Raw genomic sequence first — 23,132 nt, 5'->3', positions numbered from 1 at the left:
GCAAGATCACGATCTACAGCTGGAGTAGTAGTCGCCGCCGTTGTTTGCCTCGATGACCATGCAACAGACGCAGATGTGGCGCAGTTCATGGAGCGGCCCGCGCCTCGACGCGGGGGGCTTCAAGATCGGCGACGCGGCGGGTTCCGGAAAAGATGTGGAAACGAGCAGCCCTGAGCTGCTGCTAGAGCACCGACGGCACTTATCCCAAGCCGACCTCTGTGCCGGAGCTGCCGCAGGCACGTGGGACAGGGGCGCGGGTCAACGACGGCGGCCGGGGGCCGGGGGCGCGGTTGGGGTGGGAGGTCGGTAGGTGGTGGCGGGGGCGGTGGGTGTGGGTGTGCGTTTGGCCTGGCGCAGGGTGGTGGCTGGGAGGGGTGGGAGGTCGGTGTCGCGGTGGATGCGCCAGGTCAGTACCGCTCCTGAGTCTTCAGCCGAGTCCAGCTCACGCGCTTCTGCGGCTTGGCGCAGGAGCGTGGCGGGGTCGTGGCCGTGGGCCTGGGCTTGGCTGAGGGTGGCGGCGAGGGCGGGCCAGCCGGGTGTGGTGAGGATGCGGGTGGCCAGGTCGGCGGGGAGGGCGTGGTGGACGGCGGCGGCCAGCCGGTCTCGTACTGGGAGCGGCAGACGCCGTCCGTGGGTGGTGAGGACGGTCAGGTGGGGTGTGGTGGCGCGGGTGGCGGCGGTGTGGAGGTGGTCGGCGGTGGCGCGGGCGGTGCGGGCGTGCTGGCGGTGGCCTTGGGCCTTGTGGCGGCGGTACAGGGTAAGGACGATCAGGAGGAGGGTGTCGATGAGGGCGAGGGCGGCGCTGGTGTCCGTGCCCCGGCCGAGGCTGGGGCCGCCGGCCAGGATGGTGCGTGCGGCCGAGCGCAGTGCGCGCATCTCCCCTTCGGCGGCCTGCTCATGGGCGTGGGCGATCTGGCCCCAGGCCCTGGCCGCCTGGCGCAGTTCGTTGCGGCCGGTGCCGTAGTGGGTGTAAGCGAACGCGTCCAGCACCTCGCCGAATCCGGCCGACACCGCCCAGAGCGTGCCCTTGCCTGGCCGTGGCCCGGCGGTGCCGTGGTGGAGTGCGCGCAAGGTCTGTTCGGCCAGGTGCCCGGCCTGCTGGAGGGCGGGCTTGGCTGACCTGGCGGTGCGGACCGTGTCGCCGGGCTGGTCGGCGCCGGTGGCGAGGCGGGCGCGGATTTTGGGCAGGGACAGGTCGGGGCTGAGCTGGCTGCCGGGGAACCAGACGGGTTGGCCTTGGGCGTTGCGTTCGCCGGGGAGGGCGAAGGAGTAGCCCTGGGCGTCGCCGGAAGGCAGGCGGCGGATCTTCACCCGCACCCCGTGCCCGGCCACAGCCGCCAGGAACTCCTCCTCGCTGACGGCTCCGGCCAGGGATTCGCGGACGGCGGTGCGCAGCCGCTCGCGGGAGGTCTCACCTTGGCCCTGGCGCTTGGCCTTGTGGACTTCGGCGCGGGTCGCCCGCTTGGCCGTGGTGCGTTTTCCGCCGCTGGTCCGGTCGACCTGGCGTAGGCCGTAGTCCTGTTCGATGCGGGTCAGTTCGTCCATGACGCGGTGCCAGTCGCGGTGCGTGCGGGCCTGGGTGAGGTCGGCCCGCACGGTGGTGGCGACGATGTGCACATGGTCCTCGGCGTGCCGGACGACCACCCACCGGCAGCCGTCCGGATCACCGGTGGGGGCGATCCCGGCGGCGTCGAGGACCCGGCGGGCGATCTGCTCCCACTCGGCGTCGGTGAGGTGCCGGTCTTCGGGGGCGGCGCGTACGGAGCAGTGCCACACGTGGTCCTTCGGCGCGCGGCGTCCTGCCTGGACGACGCGCAGGTCGAGGATCTTGGCCAGGCGGGTGACGGCCTGGTGGAAGTCGAGGGCGCGGCCGGGGTCGGGCAGGAGGTCGGTGAAGGCGGCGACGGTGTGCTGGTCGGTGTGCTCGTCCTCGTCGCCGGGGCCGTAGACGTAGGCCAGGACGCCGCGGGTGCGCTCGCCCCGGCTGATGCTCGCGATCACCCCCGTGCCCGTTGTGTGGCGAGGTGGTGGGCGGCGTCGTCCACCTGTTCCACCAGCTCACCGACGCGGGGGAGGATGCGGTCGGCGGCGCGGACGAAGGCGGCGGCGGGGCCGACGGGCAGGGGCGCGCTCATGTTGAGCTGCCGGGTGACCTGGTTGAGGTTGTTGCCCCACGCGCCCAGCTCGGTGCGCGTGGCGGCCAGTTCGTCGATGGCCGCGTCCATCCGCTGGATCAGGGCCAACACGCCTGCGGGAGCGGTGCCGTCGCCCGCCAGGGCCCGGCGGGCGATCAGGTGGGCCAGCGACAGGCCGGCGGCGCGGGCCTGGGCCCGCAGTTGCTGCTTCTCGTCGGGGTCGAAGCGGACGGTGACACGGTCCTGCTTCTTCAGCACGGCATCGCGCTGACGGCGCTTGGGCTTGCGGTGTGCGGCGGCAGCGGCGGAGGCACGCACAGCACGCGGCTTCGTCGTGGCTGCGGCCGTGGGAGAAGGGGGCTGTTCGGGCGGGGCCTGGTCGTCCTGGTCGCGGCTGCCCCCGGCCGCGACCGGGTGCTGGTCCGGCGCCCCCGCCGGACCTTCCCCGCCCCCCTGGGCGGGGGCCTGCGCCTGCGAACGCCCGTAGGGCGGTCGCAGGCTCTTGCTGGCTCCGCTGTCTGCGCACCGTAGCTCAGCATCGCTGCCGACCAGGGTAGTTGGCTGTGTGGGGCTGCTGGTGCGGTGCTCGAAGTGAGGCCGGTGGTCGTCGTACTGGCCAGTCATGGGGTTCTCCTACGGGGCGTTCAAGGGCGACGGGGACTGCAACGCGGGGGTTTCCCCGGTGATCGGGAGAAGGGGTTCGGCGCCGCTGCCGGGTCCGGCCCGGGTGATGGCCGGACCCGGCAGCCGGTCCGCCGGGTGGCGACTGCTGTCCGGAACCCTTGCGGTGTGGGTAGCGGCTGCCTGCGGGGTCAGTCCGGTTCGGGGTGGTGGTCGGCCTGGGCGCGTTGGCGGACTTGGGTGATGGCCTCGGTCAGGCGCTCGGTGCCAGCCCCGATTCCAGCGCGGGTGAGGGCCTTGCGGGCGCTGCCCCGGGTGAGGGTGGCCGGGTCGGGGTGAGCCGCGCTGATGACGGCGACCAGTTGGTCGAGGGAGGCCAGGGGCGGGCGGCCACCCGGGCTCGGCTGCGGAGTCGGTCCGTAACCCTTCCCGGGGCTCTCGCCTGCACCGTTGAGCTCCCGCTCCGGCTGCGCCGCTGCCTGCCTGCCCTCGGCGTCCGCATCCGGGCGTGAGGCGTCGGCGGGCTCGTCGGCGGGAGTGGCGACTGCGGTGGTCGGTGGCGGGGGTGCGGTGAGCGGCACCCGCTCCTGGGCACCGTCCGGAACCCGGGAGGGGCTTCCGGTGTGCTGATCGGTGTCGTACGGAACCCTGGCGGAGGTTGCGGACGACGTGGCCGTGGCCGGGTTGGCGGGTGTGGTGCCGTAGCGGCCGATCACGATGTACAGGTGGGTCGCCCCGGCCAGGGCGAGCGGGGCGATGGCCGACAGCACCGTCACCGCCCTGTCACCGAGATGGAGGTCGACGGCGCCGGGCCGGTTGAGGTTCAGGGCGTGCTGGGTGTTGGCCCACACGCTGGCGATCGTCGCGGTACCGAACAGCAGCCAGGCGGAGGCACGGGCGTGCAGCGGCGCGCCCCGCAGCACCAGCAGGGCACGGACCCCGTAGAAGATGAACCCGTCGATCACGACTGGGAACAGGTAGGTCAGCGCGGGCCGGACATGGGTGGCGACAGCCATCTGCCGCAGCGCGTCGTAGGACAGAGCGAACCCGGCAGCGCCCAGGATCGCGATCACCCACCTGTCCCACGGTCGTGCCGGGCGGCGGCTGGGGAGGAGGGGGTCGGGTTCCCGTGGCGGGAGGGGATGGGCGGCGGTGGGCAAGGTGGCTCCAGGCATGGCAAGGGGAGGCGGTGGCGCCCGCCCGGGCAGGGGCAGGGGCGAGCGGGGGGAAGCGGAGCGGTGCGGGGTGTGGCAGGCCCGGGGCGGGGCTGCTCAGGCGTGTGCGGGCACCGGGCGCGGGGTGGCGGGGCGGAGGGCGGCTCTCACCCTGGCGATGCCGCGCGCGGTGGCCGCCTGGCCGGTGCCGGCCCTCACCGGGCGGGGCGTCAGGCCCTCACACGGGCGGCAGGCGCCCGTCTGGGGCATGGGGTCGCCGCAGTCCGGGCACTCCCGCCACCGGGGCGACACCGCGCCGACAGGGGCCTTCGGCGTGGCGGGCGGGAGTTTGCGCGTCAGCCGGTCGCGCAGCAGCGCGGCCGGAGCGTGGACACGGGCGGGCAGGCCCGGCAGCACGGCGGCGGCGATGTCGTGCTCGCTGCGCCCCTGTTCCAGCCACGCCGTGACCAGCGGCGCGAGCGCCTGCGCCTCCGCCGCTCCCAGGCGCAGACGGGGCTCGGGCCGGATCACCCGGTACAGCGCGGCGACCGCCTCTGGTACGCCCGGCTCGTCGGCGCGACCTGCGCCGACGGGGGCAGGGGTGCGGGATGAAGCGTCCTTCCCGCCCTCCCCGGCGGTCGGCCCGGTGCCCTGGCCGCCGTGCGGCTCGGCGACCGGTTGCCGGACGGGGAGGGAGGGTTCTTTCCCTGGGTTCTTTACGGGGTGGGTGCCGGGCGGGGCGGCTGCCGGGCGACCGGAGACCGGAAGGACGCGACCCGGAGCGGTCGGCTGCGGGGTGTCGAAGACGTGGGCGACGCTGACGAAGGTCCCGTCGGCCTGGCGGACCTTCTCCACCCGGTAGTACCCCGCCCGGGTCAGCTCCCGCAGGGCCTTGGCGATGGCGGTACGGCCCTGGGGGCTGGAGTCGGCCATCTGCCGACCGTCCTCCCGCCACCCGTCCGGGCGGGAGAGCAGGTCGGCCAGCAGGCCGCGGGCGGTGTAGGACAGCCGCCGATCTTGTAGAAGCGCGTTGGGCAGGACGGTGTAGCCGCGTACATGGCGGCTACGATGGATCTGCATGAGGAGGTTCTGCTCCTTGTGCCGGACCCCGGAGCGTTGCCGCGCTGCCGGGGTCACCCTATTGAGTTCGTGGATCAGCGAACCTACCACCTGAGTCCGGAACGACCGACCACCGCCGCAGAGACCCTGATCACAGACCAGGCCCCGGCCGCCAGGCCGGTTGGTCCCGGCCGGGCCGCCGCTCGCAAAGGCCCTGTGGTCAGGCGACATCGGCTGCCTGGGCCGGTCGAGAGCCCGGAGCGTCGATGCCGAGCACGCGCAGCAGGTCGGCGGTGATCACGCGGTACTTCCGGCCCAGCCGCAGCACCCGGCAGGGGTACAGGTCCCGGCGGGCCAGCTCGTAGCCCTTGCTGCGGCCCAGGCCCAGCGCCCGGTTGGCGGTGTCCAGGTCGATGGCGGCGGGCAGTTCCAGCAACTCGGCGCGGCTCATGCCCTGATGGGCGTGGGCGCAGTGTTCAGTACGCAAAAGATCTCCTCGGTGTGTGGATACGACAGGGGCGGCTCCGGGCGTGGCGCCGAATCCACTACGAGGGTGGCAAACGCTAATGTGTTGAAATGACACAGGACGATTTGCGAGAGTGGTCAGCGCAACTGACGGCGGCGGTGGTCGCGGAAGTCCGCCGCCGCCGAAAGGAGTTGGGCATGAGCGCGCAGGACCTCGCCGATGCCTGCGACGACCTCGGCCACCCCATTCCGCGCAATGTGATCGCCAATCTGGAATCCGGCCGCCGGTCCACCCTGACCGTGGCGGACCTCCTCGTCCTGGGCAAAGCGCTGGAGGTCCCACCCCTGTGGCTGCTCTTCCCCCTGGACCACGCCGCCCAGGTGAAGGCGCTGCCCGGTGAGCCGACGGAGACCTGGACCGCCTTCACCTGGGCCACCGGCGAAAAGGACTCGTGGCACCGCAAGCTGTGCGACCTCTTCCGAGCGCATGAAAGAGCGAACCGTGTGATCTTCAACGCCTGGTATCAGCGGCCACGCGACGAAGAGGACCAGGATTCGCGTACCGATGGGGATTCCATGGCCCCGTGGCTTTCCGGAGAGCAGGTCACCCGAGCGCTGGAAGACCTCCGCCGGGTCCGCACGTCCATGCGCATTTTCAGCCTCCCCCTCCCTCAACTGATGCCCGAGATCTCGTTCATTGATCCGACGTCAGCGCAAACCGAAAACGACGAGAAGGGATTTACGTGAAAGGCTCGACCTACCGCCGCTGCTACTGCCGCGACGCCGACGGCAAACCGTACGGGAAATCCTGCCCCAAACTCGCGGGCACCCGCAGGCACGGCACCTACTCCATACGCCAGGAACTCCCCGCCCGCCCCGACGGCTCCCGCCGCTCTTTCAACCGCGCGGGCTACCCCACCCTCAAAGAGGCCCAGGCCGACCTCGACCACGTCCGCGCCCTGCTGGGCCTGGCCGAGGCCGACGACCCGGAGGGCCAGGAGAGCATCGCGGCCCTGCTGGAGAAGGTGGCCGACGAGAAGTCGCCGCTGCCCGACGTGGAAGAGACCCGCCGCCGCCTGCACACCGGCCAGGACCTGACCGTACGCATCACCGTCGGCGAATGGCTCGACACCTGGCTCGCGGGCAAGAAGGGCAGGCCCTCCTCCATCAGCCGCGAGGCGAGCATCATCCGGGTGCACCTCAAACCGAGGCTCGGGCACCTGCGGCTGGACCGCCTGCGCACCAGCCACCTCACCGAGGCGTTCGAGGCCATCGCCGAGGCCAGCGTGCAGACGGCGGAGAACAACGCCGCTCGGCGCGCAGCCGTGGCCGAACTCGGCACCATCCCCTGGAAGGGCCGCGACAACCGGGCTCGGCGCAAGGCGCTCAAGGAGCACATCGCCCAGATGGCGCCCTACGGTCGAATCGTGGGGGCGTCCACCCGCCAGCGCATCCGCTCCTCCCTGCGCGCGGCACTGAACGTGGCCATCAAGCGGCAGCTCATCACCTTCAACCCCGCCGCCCACATCGAACTGGACGCGGGCAGGCGGCCGAAGGCCCTGGTGTGGACCGACGAACGCGTCGAGCACTGGCAGCGCACCGGCGAACGCCCCTCGCCGGTCATGGTCTGGACACCGGAGCAGACCGGGGCCTTCCTCGACCACGCCGAGACCGACCCGCTGTACGCGCTCTTCCACCTCATCGCCTTCCGCGGGCTGCGGCGCGGCGAGGGCTGCGGCCAGCAGTGGACCGACACCGACCTGAAGGCGAAGCGGATCACGGTCGCCAAGCAACTCGTCGTGGACGGCTGGGAGGTCTACGAGGACGATCCGAAGACCAGCGCCGGAGTCCGCACCATCGCCCTGGACGATGGCACCGTGGACGTACTCCGAGCCCACCGCGAGCGGCAGGACCGAGCCCGCGAGGAGTGGGGCGACGCGTGGGTCGAGACCGGCCGGGTCTTCACCCAGGACAACGGCGCCTGGCTCCACCCGGCCACCGTCACCCGCCGCTTCCTGGAGCTGTCCGAGGAGGCGGGTCTGCCGCCCATCCGCCTGCACGACCTGCGCCATGGCGCCGCCACCCTCGCCCATGCGGCCGGAGCCGACCTCAAAGCGATCCAGGAGATGCTCGGCCACTCCTCCATCACGATCACGGCCGACACGTACACCAGCCTCCTGCCCGAGGTCGACCGCACCATCGCCGAAGCCGCCGCCCGCCTCGTGCCCCGCGCCCGCAAGCCGTACGGGACCGGGCAGCCGCCCGCCGAAGACCCGGGCGGTGCCGCCGAATCCCGCGAAGAACCGGCCGGTGGTCTTCCGTCCGCTCACGCACCGCTCACGCAGACGGCCCCGGACGAGGAGTCCGAGGCCGCCTGACGGTTCTGCCGATCTGGGAACCTGCTGGTCAGAGCAGATCTGAAGCTGTGCCCCAGGCAGGATTCGAACCTGCGACACCCGCTTTAGGAGAGCGGTGCTCTATCCCCTGAGCTACTGAGGCGCGGCCTCGCGGAGGGCGGGGGCGAAAGCTCCGGGCGTGCTCCCGTCCGTGCCGAACAAGGCCCTGGGCCGCCACAAGGGCGGCCCAGGACAGGGTAGCGGATGCGGGGGTGGTGGCGGGGCGGCGGCCGCGGGGTTCCGCGGGGCTACTCGACGACGAGGTGGACGGGGATGTTGCCCCGGGTCGCCTTGGAGTACGGGCAGACCTGGTGGGCCTGCTGGACGAGCTGTTCGCCGGTGGCGGTCGGGATGGTGTCGGGCAGTTCCACGCGCAGGGTGACCGTCAGGCCGAAGCTGGTGTCGTCCTTGCCGATGCCGACCTCGGCGGTCACCGACACGTCGCCGGTGTCGACCTTCGCCTGCCCGCCGACCAGGCCCAGGGCGCTGGCGAAGCAGGCCGCGTAGCCGGCGGCGAACAGCTGTTCCGGGTTGGTGCCCTCGCCGGTGCCGCCCAGGGCGGGGGGCATCAGCGCCAGGCCAGGCGGCCGTTCCTCTGGGAGCACGGCGAGCTGCCGGTGAAGCGGATCGGGGAGCGCCTGCGGCTGGACTCCGGGACGCTGTCTCCGCTGGTCAAGCGGCTGGAGGCGGCGGGGCTCGTACGGCGCGAGCGGAGTACGGAGGACGAGCGGTCCGTCACCGTACGGCCCACCGGGGAGGGGCTGGCGCTGCGCGCGCGGGCGCTGGAGGTGCCGCGCCGTATCGCCGTCGCCAGCGGGCTGGACCCGGCCGGCATCGGCGACCTGCGGGCCCGTCTGGACCGGCTGACCGCCGCGCTCGACGCCGCCGTCGGCGAGCTGTCCGGCGATTGATCCGCCGGCTGCTCGCCTTACGGCTGCCGTCCTGCCGGGCCGCGGCCGACGGTTCTGCCGGGCTCGGCGCTGCCCGCGCTGCCTCAGGGGGACGGGTCCTCCGGGGGCCCGGGAGGCGCGGGCGCGTCCTGCGGCAGGGGCTGCTCGGTCCAGATGCACTTGCCCTGCGGCNGTCCTGCGGCAGGGGCTGCTCGGTCCAGATGCACTTGCCCTGCGGCGTGTAGCGGGTGCCCCAGCGCTGGGCCAGGGCGGCGATGAGCTGGAGGCCGCGCCCGCCCTCGTCCGTCGCGGTGGCGCGGCGGATGTGCGGGGTGGTGGGGCTGCCGTCGGAGACCTCGCAGATCAGGGTGCGGCTGCGCAGCAGGCGCAGCCGGATGGGGCCCTTGGCGTGCCGGATGACGTTGCCGACCAGCTCGCTGGCCAGCAGTTCCGTGGTCATGGTCAGGTCGCCGTCCAGGCGCCAGGCCGCGAGCTGGCGGCGGATGTGGTCGCGGGCCTGGCCCGCGGCGACCGGGTCCTCCGGCAGTGACCAGGTGGCCACGTCGTCCGGGGCCAGGCGGCGGGTGCGGGCGATCAGCAGGGCGGCGTCGTCGGCGGTGACGGCCTGCGGGGCCAGCAAAGCGGTGGTCACCGTGTCGCACAGCCCGTCCAGCTCGTCCGCGCGGCCCTCGTCCAGGGCGGTGGCCAGCAGGGCGGCGAGCTGGGCGAGCCCCTCGTCCACGTCGCGGGTGGCGGACTCCACCAGGCCGTCGGTGTACAGGGCCAGCAGGCTGCCCGCGGGCAGCTGGATCTCGGTGATCTCGAACGGCGGGGTGGCCGCGCCCAGCGGCGGGTTGGCGGTCGGGGCGGAGAAGGCGATCGTGCCGTCGGGGTGGACGGTGGCGGGCGGCGGGTGGCCGGCGCTCGCGTAGGCGAACTCGCACGTGACCGGGTCGTAGATCCCGTACAGGCAGGTGGCGAAGTAGTCGTCGCCCAGGTCGCTGACCAGGTCGTTGAGGTGCCCGAGGATGTCGTCGGGAGGCAGTTCGAGGTCGGAGAGGGTGTGCACCGCCGTGCGCAGCCGGCCCATGGTCGCCGCCTCGGCCATGCCGTGGCCCATCACGTCGCCGATCACCAGGGCCACCCGGTCGGCGGACAGCGGGATGATGTCGTACCAGTCGCCGCCCACGTCCGCGCCGCGCCCGGCGGGCAGGTAGCGGGCGGCCGCGGTCACGGCGGGCAGCTCCGGGAGCCGGCGGGGCAGCAGGGCGCGCTGGAGGGCCTGCGCGCGGGTGGTGGCCGCGTCGTACAGGCTCGCGCGTTCCAGCGCCTGCCCGGTCAGGCCGCTGAGCGCCGTGAGCAGGGCCCGCTCGTCGCCGCCCAGGCGGCGCGGGCGGTCGAAGGCGATCACGCACACGCCCAGGGCCCGCCCGGACGCGGTCAGCGGCAGGAACGCCCACGCCTTCCGCCGCCCCGCCGCCGGGAACTCCCCGGTCTCCGGGTAGCGCGCGGCCAGCTCCCCTGGCGAGGCGATGAACAGCGGGGCGCCGGTGCGCAGCGTCTCGCCGACGGGGGTGGCCGGGACGACCGGCATGCCGTGCACGCGCTCCTGGTACGCGGCCGAGTGGCCGACCGAGCCGACGAGGTTCAGGCGGTCGTTGTCCAGTGTCAGGATCGCCATGCTCGCCGCGTCGAAGGGCGGCAGGACCTTGTCGGCGACGGCGGCGACCACGTCCTGCGCGGTCGCCGCCTCGGCGAGCGCGCGGGTCAGCCGGGCCATGAGGGCGGCCCGGTCGGCGGCGGCCCGCTCCTCGGCCTCCCGCCGGTGCCGCTCGGTGACGTCGGCGACGTACAGGGTCAGGCCGCCGGGTACGGGTACCAGCCGCAGGTGGTACCAGCGGTCGGTGTCCGGCCACCGCGTGTCGAACCCGGCCGGCACGCCGCCCGCCGCCGCCTTGCGGCACCGCTCCCGCAGGTCCGGCACGCCGCGCAGGGCGGGCACCTCCCACAGCAGCCGGCCCACCACGTCGGCGGCCGAGCCCAGCAGCCGCTCGGCCGCCACGTTCACGAACCCGATCCGGCCCTCGGCGTCCACGGACAGGAAGCCGTCGCTCATGTGCCGCAGCGCGCGGCCCACCGACTCCAGGGCGGCGTGGCTCTCCGAGGCGTCCCAGGCCGTACCGGTGAAGCCGGCCGTCCCGCCGTTCTCGCCGAGGACCGCCCGGCCGCGGAGCCGCAGCCAGCCGTACGTACGGTCCGAGCGGCGCACCCGGAACTCGATCTCCAGCGCGGCGCGGGCGCGGATCGCACGGTCGGTCTCGGCCAGCACCCAGGGCAGGTCGTCGGGGTGGATGAGGCTGGCCAGGGTCTCGATGTGCCAGTCGAACCGGTCCCGGTCGGCGCCGAACGCGTCCAGCATCGCCTCGTCGAAGACCATGTCGCCGGTGTGCAGGTCCCACTCCCAGGTACCGAGCGTCACCGCCTTGAGCGCCTGGTGCCGGCCCGAGCCGCGCCGGGGCGGCTGGAGCAGCGCGGGGGACAGGCCGTCCGGCGCGGCCGGGGCCAGCCGCAGCCGGGAGGCGGCCCACCGGGCGGCCTCCTCCAGGAACGCCCGCTGGCCGGGAGTGGGCTCGTGGCCGGGCAGGGTCAGCACGGACAGGGCGCCGAGCGGTCCGTCCGGGCCGGGCAACGGCACCGCCGCCATGCCGGCGTCCGCGGGCACGCCGGACGGGCGGGGCGCGGCCGGCTCGCGGCCGAACGGCTGCTGGGGCGTGTCGATCGCCGGCACCCATACGAAGCGGCCCTCGCGGACGGCCCGCGCCGGGGCGGAGGTGTCGCGCTCGGAGACGCTCTCCCAGACCTGGGTGAAGGCGCCGGGCAGGCCGTTGCTCACCACCAGGGCGAGGTTCCAGGCGATGCCCTGGGCGCGCACGTGGGCCATGCCGCCGAGGCCGCCGAGGTCGGCCGTCGCGTGCAGCAGGCCGGCGAGGAGGACGTCGACGTCGCCCCGCCCGGCGCTGGTGGCCGCGAGCATCCGCAGCCGGTCGGCCCGGGCGTGCCGCGGGTCCGGGTGCCTTTCGGGGCCGGGGGCGGTCTCGGGGCCGGGGGCGGTTTGGGGGGCGGGCGCGGTTTGGGGGTTGGGGGCCTGCCGGGGGTCGGGGTCCGGGGCCGTCTCGGGGGCCGGGTTCACGTCGCGGGCCGGGTCGGGGTCACAGGACGCGTCGCGGTCGCGGGACGCGTCGCGGTCGCGTGACGGGTCGAGGTCCCGGGGCGACGGGTCGAGGTCCCGGGGGGACGGGTCGGGGCCGGGCGCCGGGGGCCGGCGGTCCTGCCCCGGCCCGTGGCGGCCGGCCCGCGGGAGACCGCGCCCGCGCTCCCGCGCGTGGTCACTCCCGGGGTCGTGCTCGTGGTCACGCCTGGGATCGCGCCTCGGGTTCACGGCCGACCTCGCCTTCCGATCGGCCCGGCCTGGGAAGGAGACGGTGCGCCGCGCCGCTCCGGCAGTCGGGACTCCCGGCAGGACTTGTAAATCATCTTTAGTAACTATATAGGGGCGCAAGAGGACGGGATCGTTGCCGACCGAGGGGATCCGCCGGCCGGCGCCATGGGTTCGGGCGCCGCGCGCGGCGGGTCGCCGGCCGTCCGTATCGGCGGGCCGGTGAGGTGTCGCCGCTCGGTTGGCGAGCGGCGGCGGGCTCGGCGGGCTCCCGAACCGTACCTCTCTACCGGCAGTAACGGCAGGGCTCGTCACCACGCTGATTCACCTGACGTCCCGTGCGCCCTGCCCGCCGCGCGCAACCGGCCCCCGAGCCGCCCGGCGTCCTCGCGTACGTCCCGCGTGCCCGCGTGGGAGGCGCGGTTCGCTCCAGGCGGCCTTTACTTGCTCATCAACGTGCAAATAAGGTGGCCCAGCCCGGCCGGTGCCACCCGAGGAAGGTCCCGCGATGACGACGCCCGCCCCGCCCGCGCCGCAGCGGCGCCACGCACAGGCCAACCGGGCGCGCATCCTGGAGGTGGCGCGCCGTGAGCTGAGCCGGAACCCGGAGTCGCCGCTCGACGAGATCGCCCGCGCCTCCGGCGTGGTGCGGCGCACGCTCTACGGCCATTTTCCCGGCCGTACCGCGCTGCTCGAAGCCCTGGCCGACGAGGCGTCGGCAGCCCTGCGCGGCGCCGTGGCGGCCGCGACCCGCCCCGCGGACCCGCCGGAGTACGCCCTGGCCCGCTTCAAGCTGGAGATCTGGAAGGTCGGCGACCGCTACCGCATGCTCCTCGCCCTGGCCCGCCGCGACCTGGGCCACGACCGGGTGCGCGAGCTGGCGGACCCCGCCACCGAGCACACCACGCGGCTGCTCGAACGGGGACAGGCCGCGGGCGTCTTCGCCACCCACCTGCCCGCGCCCGTGCTCGGCGACGCGCTCGCGGCGGTCACCTTCTCCTTGCTCGAAAGCGTAAACCTCCGGAAATGGGACGACGACGGGTCCCGGGCGGCGATCGCCGGGCTCGTCATGGCGGGCGTGTCGCCCGCGCGTGCCGCGGAGGTGCTGCGCGGCGTGCTGGCCACCTCGGGCGGCGCCCGGTGAGCCCCGCGGGCGGCGCACGCGCGGGCCGGGCGGCCCTTCCGGCGGACTGACGGTATCGACCGAGCGGCGGCCCGCACCCGCCGTGACGGGGAAGGATCAGGATGACGACTCTCATCGCGGCCACGGCCGCGGGCAAGGTGCGCGGCGCGGAAGTCTCCGACGGCGTCCTCGCCTGGCGCGGCATCCCCTACGCGGCCGCGCCCGTGGGCCCGCTGCGGCTGAGACCGCCGCAGCCCGCCGAGCCGTGGGCCGGGATCCGCGACGCCGTCGCCTACGGGCCGCCGTCCCTTCAGCCGCCGCCCGACACCGCGGGCTTCCTCGGCGGCACCGTGCCCGGCCTGCCGCCCCCGTCCGAGGACTGCCTGTACCTCAACGTCACGGCCCCGGCCGGGGCGTCGCGCAACCCGGTGCTCGTGTGGATCCACGGCGGCGGCTACCAGAGCGGCAGCGGTACGGACATGGCGGGCGACGGCGCCGCCTTCGCCCGCGACCACGGCCTGGTCGTCGTCACCTTCAACTACCGGCTGGGCGCGCTCGGCTACCTGTCCCTGGCCGGCGAGGAGCACACCGGCGCGTACGGGCTGTACGACCAGATCGCCGCCCTGCGCTGGGTCAGGGACAACATCGCGGGCTTCGGCGGCGACCCGGGCCGGGTCACCGTCTACGGCCTGTCGGCGGGCGCCAAGTCCGTCGCCAACCTGCTCGCCTCGCCGCTGGCCCGCGGCCTGGTGCACCGCGCCGCCTCCTCCAGCGGCGGGGCCGACCACGTTGCCACGCCCGAACAGGCCGCCAACGTCGCCCGCCGTTTCTTCCGCGAGCTGGGCGGCGTGCCCGCGCGGGTTCGCGACGTACCCGCCCAGGACATCCTCGCCGCGCAGACGGCCATCGCGCGCGGGCTGCGCGGAGCCTTCGTCTGGCGGCCCGCCGTCGACGGACTCGCCCTCACCGGCCCGCCCCTGGACGCCATCGCCGCGGGCTCGGCCGCGGGCGTCCCGCTGCTCGCCCAGACCTGCGTGGACGAGTGCGCGCTCTACCAGCTGGCCGTGCCCGACGCCGCCGAACAGGCCGACCGGGTCCTGGAGGAGCAGCTCGGCCCCGCGCACCGCGACGCGATCCTCGCCGCCTACGCCGCCAGCCGCCCCGAGCTGGCACGGGACCCCGAGCGGCTGCGCGTCGCCGTGATGAGCGACGAGCGCTACGGCGTCCCCACCGCCCGCCTCGCCGACACCCAGTCGGCCCACGCGCCGGTGTGGCGGTCCCGCTACGAGGGCCCGTTCACCGGGCTCGCCGCCGTGATGGCCCCCTTCGCCGACCTGCTCCGCGCGGCGCACGGCGGGGACGGCACGGCGGTATGGGCCGGCGGCGACGGGCCGGCCGGGCAGCTGCACGCCCTATGGGGCGCGTTCGCCACCGGGCGGGCGCCGGCCGCCGCCGGGCTGCCGGAGTGGCCCCCCTACACCACCGCCCGCCGGGCGATCATGATCCTCGACCCGGACGGGCCGTACGTGGCCGACGACCCGCATCCGCTGGAGCGCGCCGCCTGGGACGGCCACCACTGGCCGTCGAGCACCTGGTGGCACTTCGCCGGGGTGGAGTGAGGACGTCCCGGGCAGCCCGGGCCCGCGCGGCGTCCGGCGGCGGCGGGAGCGTCGTCGGCGGACGCGTCGTCGGCGGACGCCGCAGCAAGGGCGCTCCGGCAGGGCGCCTTCAGTGGGGGGAACGGGCTACGGACGCCGACCGGGGCGCTTCGCGGTCAGCACCACGTAGCCGAGGTTGTCCCCTTGCCCGATCTGCGTACATTCCTTGACGAAGGCGTCGAACTTGTCCAGCTCGATGCCGAATGCCGCCGCGAAGTCCTCACGCTTGTCGCAGACGGCCTGCCGCAGCCCCTCCATGGACGGCGGAACGATGTCGTCCCCCAGGTCGGCCATCTCCTCCAGGTGCAGCCCCGCCCCGCAGACCAGCCGCGGGAACTCCGCCAGCTCGGTGTGGCCCGAGACCGCGAACACCGGGCGGGCCCGGTCGTACGCGTCGGAGTCCTGCTCCGACGCCTGCCCGCGCAGCACGAGGTCCATGACCGCCAGCCGCCCGCCGGGCCGCAGCACGCGCGCGATCTCGCCGAGCACCTGCGCCTGGCTGGGCATGTGGTGCATGCACTCCAGCGCCCATACGGCGTCGAACGACTCGTCGGGGAACGGCAGCGACATGGCGTCGGCGCACTCGAAGCGCACCCGGTCCGCGACCCCGGCCCGCCGGGCCAGCGCCGTCGCCCGCTCGACCTGCACGGTGCTGATGGTGACGCCGACGACCTCGGCGGCCGACGTGCTCCGCGCCAGCTGGACGGCCGGCTTGCCGGAACCGCACCCCACGTCGAGGACCCGGCCGCCGGAGACGTCGCCGAGCTTGCCGATGAGGTGGTCGGTCAGCCGGTCGGCGGCCACGCCCAGGGAACTGCCGTCGTGCGGGGGCGGCCAGTAGCCGAAGTGCAGGTTCCCCTCCGCGGCCTCGTCGAGCAGGTCGGTCAGCCGGTCGTAGTAGTCCGCTACGTGTCCGGGAGAAACGGGCTGTGGTGCGGTTGTCATAGCGGGACCCTCCATGCCCACGGCAGCCTCCCCCGTCACACCACCATCGTAGGCACGCCACGATGGCCTCGCCCCCCCTATCGACTCCAGAAACGACCAGGTCAACAAGCCTATGATGCGATCATCGGCCCTTTCGGTCCGGGCGCCCGCCCCGAGGCAGACGCCGACGTACCGCAGGCGTCAGCGGGCCGGGGCGAACCGGGCGATCGGGTTCTCCAGGGTCCCCACCAGCTGGAGCGCGCCGGCCGGGTCCTGGAGGTCGACCATCTCCTGGTTGTCGCGCAGTTGCAGCCGGTTCAGGCACGACAGCGCGAACCGCGGCGCGAACAGGTCGTGCCGCCCGAAGCGGTCGGCCAGGTGCGGCGCGGACTCCTGGTAGTCGGCGACGCAGGCGGCGACGGTGGCCCAGAACCCGTCCTCGTCCAGGGTGCCGGTCGTGGCCAGGACGGCGTTCAGGAAGCGCAGGAAGCAGTCGAAGACGTCCGTGAAGAGGGACAGCACCTTGAGGCCGTCGGGCACCTGCGCGCGGACCCGCTCCGCCGCCGCCGGCAGGGGGGTGTCCGGGCTGGTGACCGCGATCTCCTCGGCGATGTCCTTGAAGATCGCCCGGAGCGGCACGCCCTGCTCGTCGAACACCAGGATGACGTTCTCGCCGTGCGGCATGAACACCAGCTCGTACGCGTAGAAGCAGTGCAGCAGCGGCGTGAGGTAGATGTCCAGGTAGCGCCGCAGCCAGACCTCGGGCGCCAGGCCCGACCGCGCGATGAGCGCGGCGGCGAAGGAGCCGCCGTCGCGGTCGACGTGCAGCAGCGACGCCATGGTCGCCGGCCGCTCACCGGCCGCCAGCCGGGGCACGGGGCTCTCCCGCCACAGCGCGGCCAGCATCTTGCGGTACGGGGAGCCCTTCGGCGCGACGGCCTCGTAGGTCTCGTGGCGGTAGCCGACGGCCGCCCGCTCCCGGATCACCGACAGGCCGGTGCCGCGCAGCACCTCGTCCCGGGCGATCAGGTCGGCGACCCAGTCGTTGATGGCCGGGGTCGCCTCCATGTAGGCGGCGGACAGGCCGCGCATGAAGCCCATGTTCAGCACCGACAGCGCCGTCTTCACGTAGTGCTTGGCGGGGTCGCTGGTGTTGAAGAAGGTACGGACCGACTGCTGCGCGAGGTACGTGTCGTCGCCGTACCCCAGGCAGACCAGCCTTCGCCGCGCGACCTCCGCGGCGAAGGTCACCGAGAGCTTGTTCCACCACTGCCAGGGGTGTACGGGGATCAGGCGCACCTCGTCCAGGGACAGCCCGGCCTCGGCCAGCGTGGCGGCGAAGCGGCGCAGGGTGGCCTCGCCCAGCTCGCCGCGGATCAGCCCGTCGTAGTCCAGGTCCGCGCTCGCGGTGAAGACGGCGCGGTCCCGGCGGGCGGCCAGCCAGACCAGGCGGACGGGGGCGGCGGCCTCCGGGGCGTACGCGCGGTACTCGGCGGCGTCGAAGCCCAGCCTGCCGCTGTTGGCCACGAAGCACGGGTGGCCCTCGGTCATGCCCGTCTCGACGCGCTGGAAGTCCGCGCGGCACAGCTCGGCGGCGGGCGTGTGCGGGGCGGCGAGCTTGAAGGCGGTACTGGCCAGGGTGGAGCTGATCTCCTCCAGGTACACCGGCAGCACGCGGTCCGACAGGCCCAGCGCGGCGCGGTGCTCGACGAAGAAGCCGAGCGCGTCCAGGGGCAGCTCGGCCCCGTCCGCCGTGCTGTGGCGCGCGATGCTGTCCGCGTCGATGTGCCAGTGGTCCAGGGCCAGCACGCGGGCCGCGAAGCGGTGCTCGGTCGAGCCGTCGTCGCTCCGTACGGCGTAGTGGCCGCGGCCGGTGAGGCGTGCGGGGACGAGCAGCCGCTCGTGCGCGAACTCGGCCAGGGCCTTGCGCAGCAGGTGGCGGGTGGCGCGCTCCCACAGCCCCGGGGTGAGGTGGGCGACGGCGGCGGCGGGGGTGAGGCCGGGGACGGCGGGGGGCGTCGGGGCGGGGGCCTGGGCCCGGGGGTCGGCCGGGGCCGAGGTGCCCGCCGGGGCTGCGGAGTCGGCCTGGGCCGGGGATCCGGCCGGGATCGGGGTGTCGGCCGGGATCGGAAATTGGATTGTCAAAATCTGTCACTCCTTAAGTGATCGTGCTTCGGTGTCCCGTGCCGTCCCCTCGCCGGCTCCCGTCCCCTGTCATCCGTCCGCCACCGCGGCGCGGTACTGCTCACGCGTACAGGTGCTCAGGAGGGCGTCCTTCTCCGGCTTCGCCACGGCGCCGGCCACCTCGAAGCCGACCGCCGCGTTGAGCGCGTGGACCGCCGTGTTGCGCACGTCCGGCTCGACCACCACCCGGCGCACCGCCCGGTCCGCGAACAGCAGCTCCATCACCGTGGTGATGACCGCGCGGGTGAAGCCGTGCAGGGGCGTGTCGGCCGGCGCGCACAGGAAGTGCATCCCGATGTCGCCCTCCCGCGCGGGGTACAGCCCGGCCAGCTCCACCCGTGCGGGGTCGTACCGCTCCACGAGGAAGGCCGGGCGGCCCTCGTACAGTCCGATGAAGGCCTCGTGGTGCGGGTGCGCGTCGATCTCCCGGTACGCGTGCCCGACCGCCGCCACGTCGCAGTCCTGCATCAGCCAGAAGGCCGCCTTCGGATGCGTCACCCAGCCGTGCACGAGCGCGGCGTCGGCGGCCGGGTCGAGGCGGCGCACGGCGAACTCGCCCAGCCGGTCGTCCCTCCGAGCGAAGACGATCCCGGTCACGAGTACGAGCCCTCCGGCGCGGCGGCGTGCGGCTCCTCTGGAGAGCACACCTCGAAGGGGTCGGCGGGCGGTGCCCCGGACGCGGCCTGACGGGAAACCACCGCCCGCGCGGGCGCTCCCGCTGCCGCGGGTGCCCCGGTCTCCGCCGGCGCCCCGGTCTCCGCGGGCGCCCCGGTCTCCGCGGGCGGCTCGGTCTCCGCGGGTGCCGCGAAGTCCTGGAAGGCGATGGACCGCTCCACCGGGTACCGCTCGCGGCCCAGCATCTCGCGGATGATGCACGAGTTGCGGTACGCGGCCATGCCCAGGTCGGGCGCTGCGAAGCCGTGGGTGTGCAACTCGGCGTTCTGCACGAAGATCTCGCCTCCGGCCGTGTCCACGCTGTAGTTGCGGGCGACGGCGAAGCGGCCCGCGGAATCCCGGGCGATGCGGTGGCGGACGGGCTGGAGGAAGTCCGGCACCTGGTAGTGGTAGCCGGTCGCCAGCACCAGCCCGCGCGTGGCGAGGAGGAAGTCCTGGCCCTGCTCCTCCTGCCGCAGGCCGAGTGTGTACGTGCCGCTGGCGGCGTTGTACGAGGCCGCGCGCAGCGCGGTGTTCGTCATCAGGCGGGTGCGGCAGGGACCGGCGAGGCTCTTGGTGTAGAGCAGGTCGAAGATGGCGTTGATCAGCTCGGAGTTGATGCCCTTGTAGAGGTTCTTCTGCGAGGCGTTCAGCCGCTCGCGCGTGGCGGGCGGCAGCGCGTGGAAGTAGTCCACGTACTCCGGGGAGGTCATCTCCAGGGTGAGCTTGGTGTATTCGAGCGGGAAGAAGCGCGGCGAGCGCGTGATCCAGTTGAGCTGGTAGCCGCGCGTGTCGATGTCCTGGAGCAGGTCGTAGTAGATCTCGGCGGCGCTCTGGCCGCTGCCGACGACCGTGATGCTGTCCTTCTCCCGCAGCGCGGGCCTGGCCTGAAGGTAGCGGGAGTTGTGCACGACGTCCCCGCCCAGGCTCCGGCAGGCCTCGGGCACGTACGGCGGGGTGCCGGTGCCCAGCACCAGCCGCCGGCCGAGGTGGGTGCGCCGCCGGCCGGTGGCCGTCTCCTCCGCGTGCACGAGGTAGACCCGTTCGGCCTCGTCGTACTCCACCGAGTCGACCCGCTGCCCGAACTGCACGTTGCGGAGTTTGGCGGCGGCCCAGCGGCAGTAGTCGTTGAACTCGGCGCGCAGCGGATAGAAGCTCTCGCGGATGTAGAAGGCGTACAGCCGCCCGCGTTCCTTGAGGTAGTTCAGGAAGGAGTACGGGGAGGTCGGGTCCGCCAGGGTCACCAGGTCGGACAGGAACGGCGTCTGGAGGGTGCTGCCTTCCAGCAGCATGCCCGGATGCCAGTCGAACTCCGCCCGGGCGTCGAGGAACAGGCCGTCGAGCTCCGCGACGGGCTCGGTGAGGCAGGCCAGGCCGAGGTTGAAGGGGCCGACGCCGATGGCGATGAAGTCGTGCGGGGTGGACACGTGGGTCTCCGGGGGTCCGGGCGGGAAGCACAGGTACGGGGCGGTGAGGGGAGCAGCGCGGCGGGCCGGACCGGCAGCCAGCGGGGCCGGGCGGGCGGGCCGCGTGGCGGCGGGCGTCAGCTCGCGCGGGGTGCGGGCAGCCGGGCTTCGGCCGGGGCGTGTTCGGCCAGGTACCGCTCGGCGTGCCCGGCGAGGAGGTCGAGGACACAGGCGATGTCGTGCAGGGAGGTCTCCGGGTTGAGCAGCGTGAACTTGAGGTGGTGCGCGCCGTCGACCACGGTCCCGGCCACCATCGCCTCTCCGGAGGCGGCCAGTGCCTCGCGCGCGTGGAGGTTGGCCCGGTCCACCAGGGCGGGGCTCACCGCGCGCGCGGGCGGCGGGACGTAGCGGAACACCAGCGTGCTCAGCTGCGGCCGGGTGACGACCGTGAACCGCGGGTCGGCGGCCAGCAGCTCCCAGGCCTCGGCGGCGCGGTCGACCACCGCGTCGAACAGCTCTCCGACCGCGTCCGCGCCCATCACCCGCAGCGTCAGCCACAGCTTGAGCGCGTCGAAGCGGCGGGTGGTCTGGATCGACTTGTCGACCTGGTTGGGAATGCGCTGCTCGGCGCTGCGCGCGGGGTTGAGGTAGTCGGCGTGGTAGGTGGCGTGGCTCAGGGTCGTGCGGTCGCGGACCAGGACGGCGCTGGAGCTGACCGGCTGGAAGAAGGACTTGTGGTAGTCGACGGTCACCGAGTCGGCCCGTTCGATGCCGTCCAGGAGGTGGCGGCGGCGGGAGACCAGCAGACCGCAGCCGTACGCGGCGTCCACGTGCAGCCACGTTCCCGCGCGTGCGCACAGGTCGGCGATCCGGGGCAGCGGGTCGATGCTGCCGAAGTCGGTGGTGCCCGCGGTGGCCACGACGGCCATGACGGCCAGGCCCTCGCGGCGGCAGCGGTCCAGCTCGCGCGCGAGCGCGGCGGGCCGCATACGGCGGCGGTCGTCGCAGGGGACCGGGATGACGGCCTCGTAGCCCAGGCCCAGGATGGCGGCGGCCTTGGCGACGCTGAAGTGGCCGCACTCGGAGGCGAGGATGCGCAGCCGGGGCAGGATCTCGGCCTTGGGGGGCGGTCCGCCGGGCGCGGTGGCGGCCTCCTTCTCGACCGCTTTGCAGGCCTCGTCGCGGGCGAGGAGCATGGCGTGCAGGTTGGACTGGGTGCCGCCGCTGGTGAAGACGCCGTCCGCCGCGTCGCCGAGGCCGAGGCGCCCGGCCGTCCACTCGATCAGGCGGCGCTCGATGAGCGTCCCGCCCGCGCTCTGGTCCCAGGTGTCGAGGGAGGAGTTCACGGCGGACAGGACGGCCTCGCCGAGCAGGGCGGGGATGACGACCGGGCAGTTGAGGTGGGCCAGGTAGCGGGGGTGGTGGAAGTAGACGGCGTCGCGGAGGTACACGCGCTCCAGCTCGGCGAGGGCGGCGGCGGAGTCGCCCAGCGGGCGCTCCAGGTCCACCGCGGCGATGTCGGGGGCGAGCCGGGCGGGGGAGACGCCGGTGAACGGCGCCGCGGTCCGGGCCACGGTGGCGGCCACGAGCCCCACGCCGTCGGCCACCGAGCGCCGGTAGCGCTCGGTCGTGCGGTCGTTGAACAGGTGGGCTCTGCCGCCCGTCTCCGCCTGCGCGGATACGGGCTCGGGAGACGGGTCCTCAGCGATGCGCGCGAGGAAGCTCACGTGATCGTCCCTTCTGGTGCGGCGGCGCGGCCCCGCGGCGGGCGGTACCACGGGAGTGGCGGGCGAACGACGCGCGTAGGGGCGCCGCGGGGCGGGCCCGACGGCGTGCGGGTGCCGGTGGCGGCCGTGGCTGTGGCCGTGGTCGGGCGTGCGGGGTGGTGCGGTGGGGCGGTGGAAGCCGGACGCCGGCGGCCGGCGGTCGGCGACAGCGGCCGAACGGATGGCAGATGACAGCCATCCCGTAACACTTGATGGATGACAGATATCGAAATCTGTCAGTCGTCGTCGGATGGCCCGGTGCCGGACACGACCTCCTCGACCAGGTCCTCCTCGGTCGCGCCCTGCCGCCAGTAGCCGGTGAACATCACGGCCCTGCGGTCGAATCCGCGCTCGCGGACGAGATGGCGGCGCACGGCCCGTACGGTCGCGGACTCGCCCGCGATCCAGGCGTAGGGGACGCCGGCGGGCAGGTCGGCGGCGCGTACCGCGTCGAGCGCCAGGTCCGTGCGGGACCCGCGGACGCTGTCCCGGACCAGCCAGGTGATCTCCGCGTCGGCGTCGGTGGGCAGCTCCCGCATGTCCTCGGGGTGCGGGACCTCGATCCAGATCTTGGCCCGGGTGCCGGCCGGCAGCCACGTGAGGATGCCGGCGACGGCGGGCAGCGCGGTCTCGTCGGCGGTCAGCAGCACCCAGTCGGTGCCGGGCGGGGGCCGGAAGTCCACGCCGGCGTTGTCGGCGGCGACCGGCCCGAGGATGACGACGCGGTCGCCGGGCTCCGCGCGCGCGGCCCAGCGCGCCGCGGGCCCGCTCGCCGCCCGCCCGTCAGACGCCCGTCCGTCCGCCGTCCGAGGCGCAGCCGTCCGTCCGGCGGCGCGTCCGTTCACGCCGGGCGCGGGGGTCTGCGGGCCGGTGCCGTGCAGCGCGAAGTCGATGTCCAGCTCGTCCGGTTCGTGCCGCTGCTCGCGGATCGTGTACGTACGCATGATGCCGCGTACGGCCGGGTCCATGGCCCGCCACTCGGCGAACCACTCCTCGCCCGCCTCGGTCGGCACGACGGGCGTGTCCTGGTAGGGGTGCGGCAGGAAGAGTTTGACGCGCTGGTCGCGGCCCCCGGCCGCGAAGTCGCCCAGCGCCTGCCCGCCGAAGGTGATGCGGACCATGGAGTGGCCGACGGCCTGCCGCCGCACGACCCGCAGGTTGAAGAAGCGGAAGGGGACGGCGGTCGCGGCGGGGGATGCTGCGGTGGTCATGGGAGGGGTTCCCTTCGGATTGTCGCGGGGCGCGGGGCGCGGGGCGCGGG

General features: G+C 74.1%; 15 protein-coding genes, 1 tRNA gene and 3 pseudogenes. 5 read left to right on the top strand and 14 right to left on the bottom strand.

Annotated elements, in window-relative coordinates; all coding sequences use genetic code 11:
• Positions 1-258: 258 nt before the first annotated feature.
• From RKE29_RS13920 to RKE29_RS13900, 5 genes are all read right to left on the bottom strand, one after another.
• On the bottom strand, positions 259-2,001 hold the full coding sequence (locus tag RKE29_RS13920; RefSeq protein WP_312005526.1) for a relaxase/mobilization nuclease domain-containing protein: 1,743 nt from the start codon (positions 1,999-2,001) through the stop codon (positions 259-261).
• On the bottom strand, positions 1,998-2,453 hold the full coding sequence (locus RKE29_RS13915; RefSeq protein ID WP_312005525.1) for a hypothetical protein: 456 nt from the start codon (positions 2,451-2,453) through the stop codon (positions 1,998-2,000). The genes RKE29_RS13920 and RKE29_RS13915 overlap by 4 nt, the downstream gene beginning before the upstream one ends.
• 494 nt (positions 2,454-2,947) lie before the next feature.
• Positions 2,948-3,829, bottom strand: a complete 882-nt coding sequence (locus RKE29_RS13910; RefSeq protein WP_312005524.1) for a DUF2637 domain-containing protein — start codon at positions 3,827-3,829, stop codon at positions 2,948-2,950.
• A gap of 198 nt (positions 3,830-4,027) precedes the next feature.
• Positions 4,028-4,990: a hypothetical protein gene (locus RKE29_RS13905; RefSeq protein ID WP_312005523.1), complete on the bottom strand. Its 963-nt coding sequence runs from the start codon at positions 4,988-4,990 to the stop codon at positions 4,028-4,030.
• A gap of 199 nt (positions 4,991-5,189) precedes the next feature.
• Positions 5,190-5,420: a hypothetical protein gene (locus tag RKE29_RS13900; protein WP_312005529.1), complete on the bottom strand. Its 231-nt coding sequence runs from the start codon at positions 5,418-5,420 to the stop codon at positions 5,190-5,192.
• A gap of 125 nt (positions 5,421-5,545) precedes the next feature.
• On the opposite strand from RKE29_RS13900, the gene RKE29_RS13895 reads away from it, so the two are divergent.
• Together RKE29_RS13895 and RKE29_RS13890 are read left to right on the top strand one after the other, a co-directional pair.
• Entirely contained in the window at positions 5,546-6,181 is a 636-nt protein-coding gene (locus RKE29_RS13895; RefSeq protein ID WP_312005522.1) for a helix-turn-helix transcriptional regulator, read from the top strand.
• The gene (locus RKE29_RS13890; protein ID WP_312005521.1) at positions 6,178-7,812 is read left to right on the top strand and encodes a tyrosine-type recombinase/integrase; all 1,635 of its coding nucleotides are present in this window, start codon (positions 6,178-6,180) and stop codon (positions 7,810-7,812) included. Before RKE29_RS13895 ends, RKE29_RS13890 begins: the two co-directional genes overlap by 4 nt.
• 48 nt (positions 7,813-7,860) lie before the next feature.
• Here RKE29_RS13890 and RKE29_RS13885 read toward each other — a convergent pair.
• Positions 7,861-7,933, bottom strand: a tRNA-Arg gene (locus RKE29_RS13885).
• Between the two features lie 145 nt (positions 7,934-8,078).
• Positions 8,079-8,408: pseudogene (locus tag RKE29_RS13880) on the bottom strand (Ohr family peroxiredoxin); the annotation flags it as partial.
• Positions 8,409-8,423: 15 nt separating this feature from the next.
• Here RKE29_RS13880 and RKE29_RS13875 point away from each other — a divergent pair.
• Positions 8,424-8,741, top strand: a pseudogene (locus RKE29_RS13875) (MarR family winged helix-turn-helix transcriptional regulator); the annotation flags it as partial.
• A gap of 208 nt (positions 8,742-8,949) precedes the next feature.
• On the opposite strand, the pseudogene RKE29_RS13870 reads toward RKE29_RS13875, so the two are convergent.
• Positions 8,950-11,139 (bottom strand): annotated as a pseudogene (locus tag RKE29_RS13870) (SpoIIE family protein phosphatase); the annotation flags it as partial.
• 1,525 nt (positions 11,140-12,664) lie between these two features.
• On the opposite strand from RKE29_RS13870, the gene RKE29_RS13865 reads away from it, so the two are divergent.
• Positions 12,665-13,300, top strand: a complete 636-nt coding sequence (locus RKE29_RS13865) for a TetR/AcrR family transcriptional regulator (RefSeq protein WP_312005520.1) — start codon at positions 12,665-12,667, stop codon at positions 13,298-13,300.
• A 101-nt stretch (positions 13,301-13,401) separates the two neighbouring features.
• Positions 13,402-14,898: a carboxylesterase family protein gene (locus tag RKE29_RS13860; RefSeq protein WP_312005519.1), complete on the top strand. Its 1,497-nt coding sequence runs from the start codon at positions 13,402-13,404 to the stop codon at positions 14,896-14,898.
• A 126-nt stretch (positions 14,899-15,024) separates the two neighbouring features.
• On the opposite strand, the gene RKE29_RS13855 is transcribed toward RKE29_RS13860, so the two are convergent.
• The 6 genes from RKE29_RS13855 to RKE29_RS13830 all read right to left on the bottom strand — a co-directional run bounded on the left by RKE29_RS13855 (position 15,025) and on the right by RKE29_RS13830 (position 23,082).
• Entirely contained in the window at positions 15,025-15,882 is an 858-nt protein-coding gene (locus RKE29_RS13855; RefSeq protein ID WP_312005518.1) for a methyltransferase domain-containing protein, read from the bottom strand.
• Positions 15,883-16,062: 180 nt separating this feature from the next.
• The gene (locus RKE29_RS13850) at positions 16,063-17,820 is read right to left on the bottom strand and encodes an IucA/IucC family siderophore biosynthesis protein (RefSeq protein ID WP_312005528.1); all 1,758 of its coding nucleotides are present in this window, start codon (positions 17,818-17,820) and stop codon (positions 16,063-16,065) included.
• 255 nt (positions 17,821-18,075) lie between these two features.
• On the bottom strand, positions 18,076-18,642 hold the full coding sequence (locus tag RKE29_RS13845) for a GNAT family N-acetyltransferase (RefSeq protein WP_312005517.1): 567 nt from the start codon (positions 18,640-18,642) through the stop codon (positions 18,076-18,078).
• Positions 18,639-20,126: a lysine N(6)-hydroxylase/L-ornithine N(5)-oxygenase family protein gene (locus RKE29_RS13840; RefSeq protein WP_312005516.1), complete on the bottom strand. Its 1,488-nt coding sequence runs from the start codon at positions 20,124-20,126 to the stop codon at positions 18,639-18,641. Before RKE29_RS13840 ends, RKE29_RS13845 begins: the two co-directional genes overlap by 4 nt.
• Before the next feature lie 116 nt (positions 20,127-20,242).
• On the bottom strand, positions 20,243-21,814 hold the full coding sequence (locus RKE29_RS13835; protein WP_312005527.1) for an aspartate aminotransferase family protein: 1,572 nt from the start codon (positions 21,812-21,814) through the stop codon (positions 20,243-20,245).
• A 293-nt stretch (positions 21,815-22,107) separates the two neighbouring features.
• Positions 22,108-23,082 carry a siderophore-interacting protein gene (locus RKE29_RS13830; RefSeq protein WP_312005515.1) on the bottom strand — a complete coding sequence of 325 codons (975 nt, stop codon included), beginning with the start codon at positions 23,080-23,082 and terminating at the stop codon, positions 22,108-22,110.
• Positions 23,083-23,132: the final 50 nt, after the last annotated feature.

Origin of the sequence: Streptomyces sp. B1866 (genome assembly GCF_031932565.1) — a bacterium.
Taxonomy (GTDB): domain Bacteria; phylum Actinomycetota; class Actinomycetes; order Streptomycetales; family Streptomycetaceae; genus Streptomyces.
This window is presented reverse-complemented; position numbering and strand designations above follow the sequence as displayed.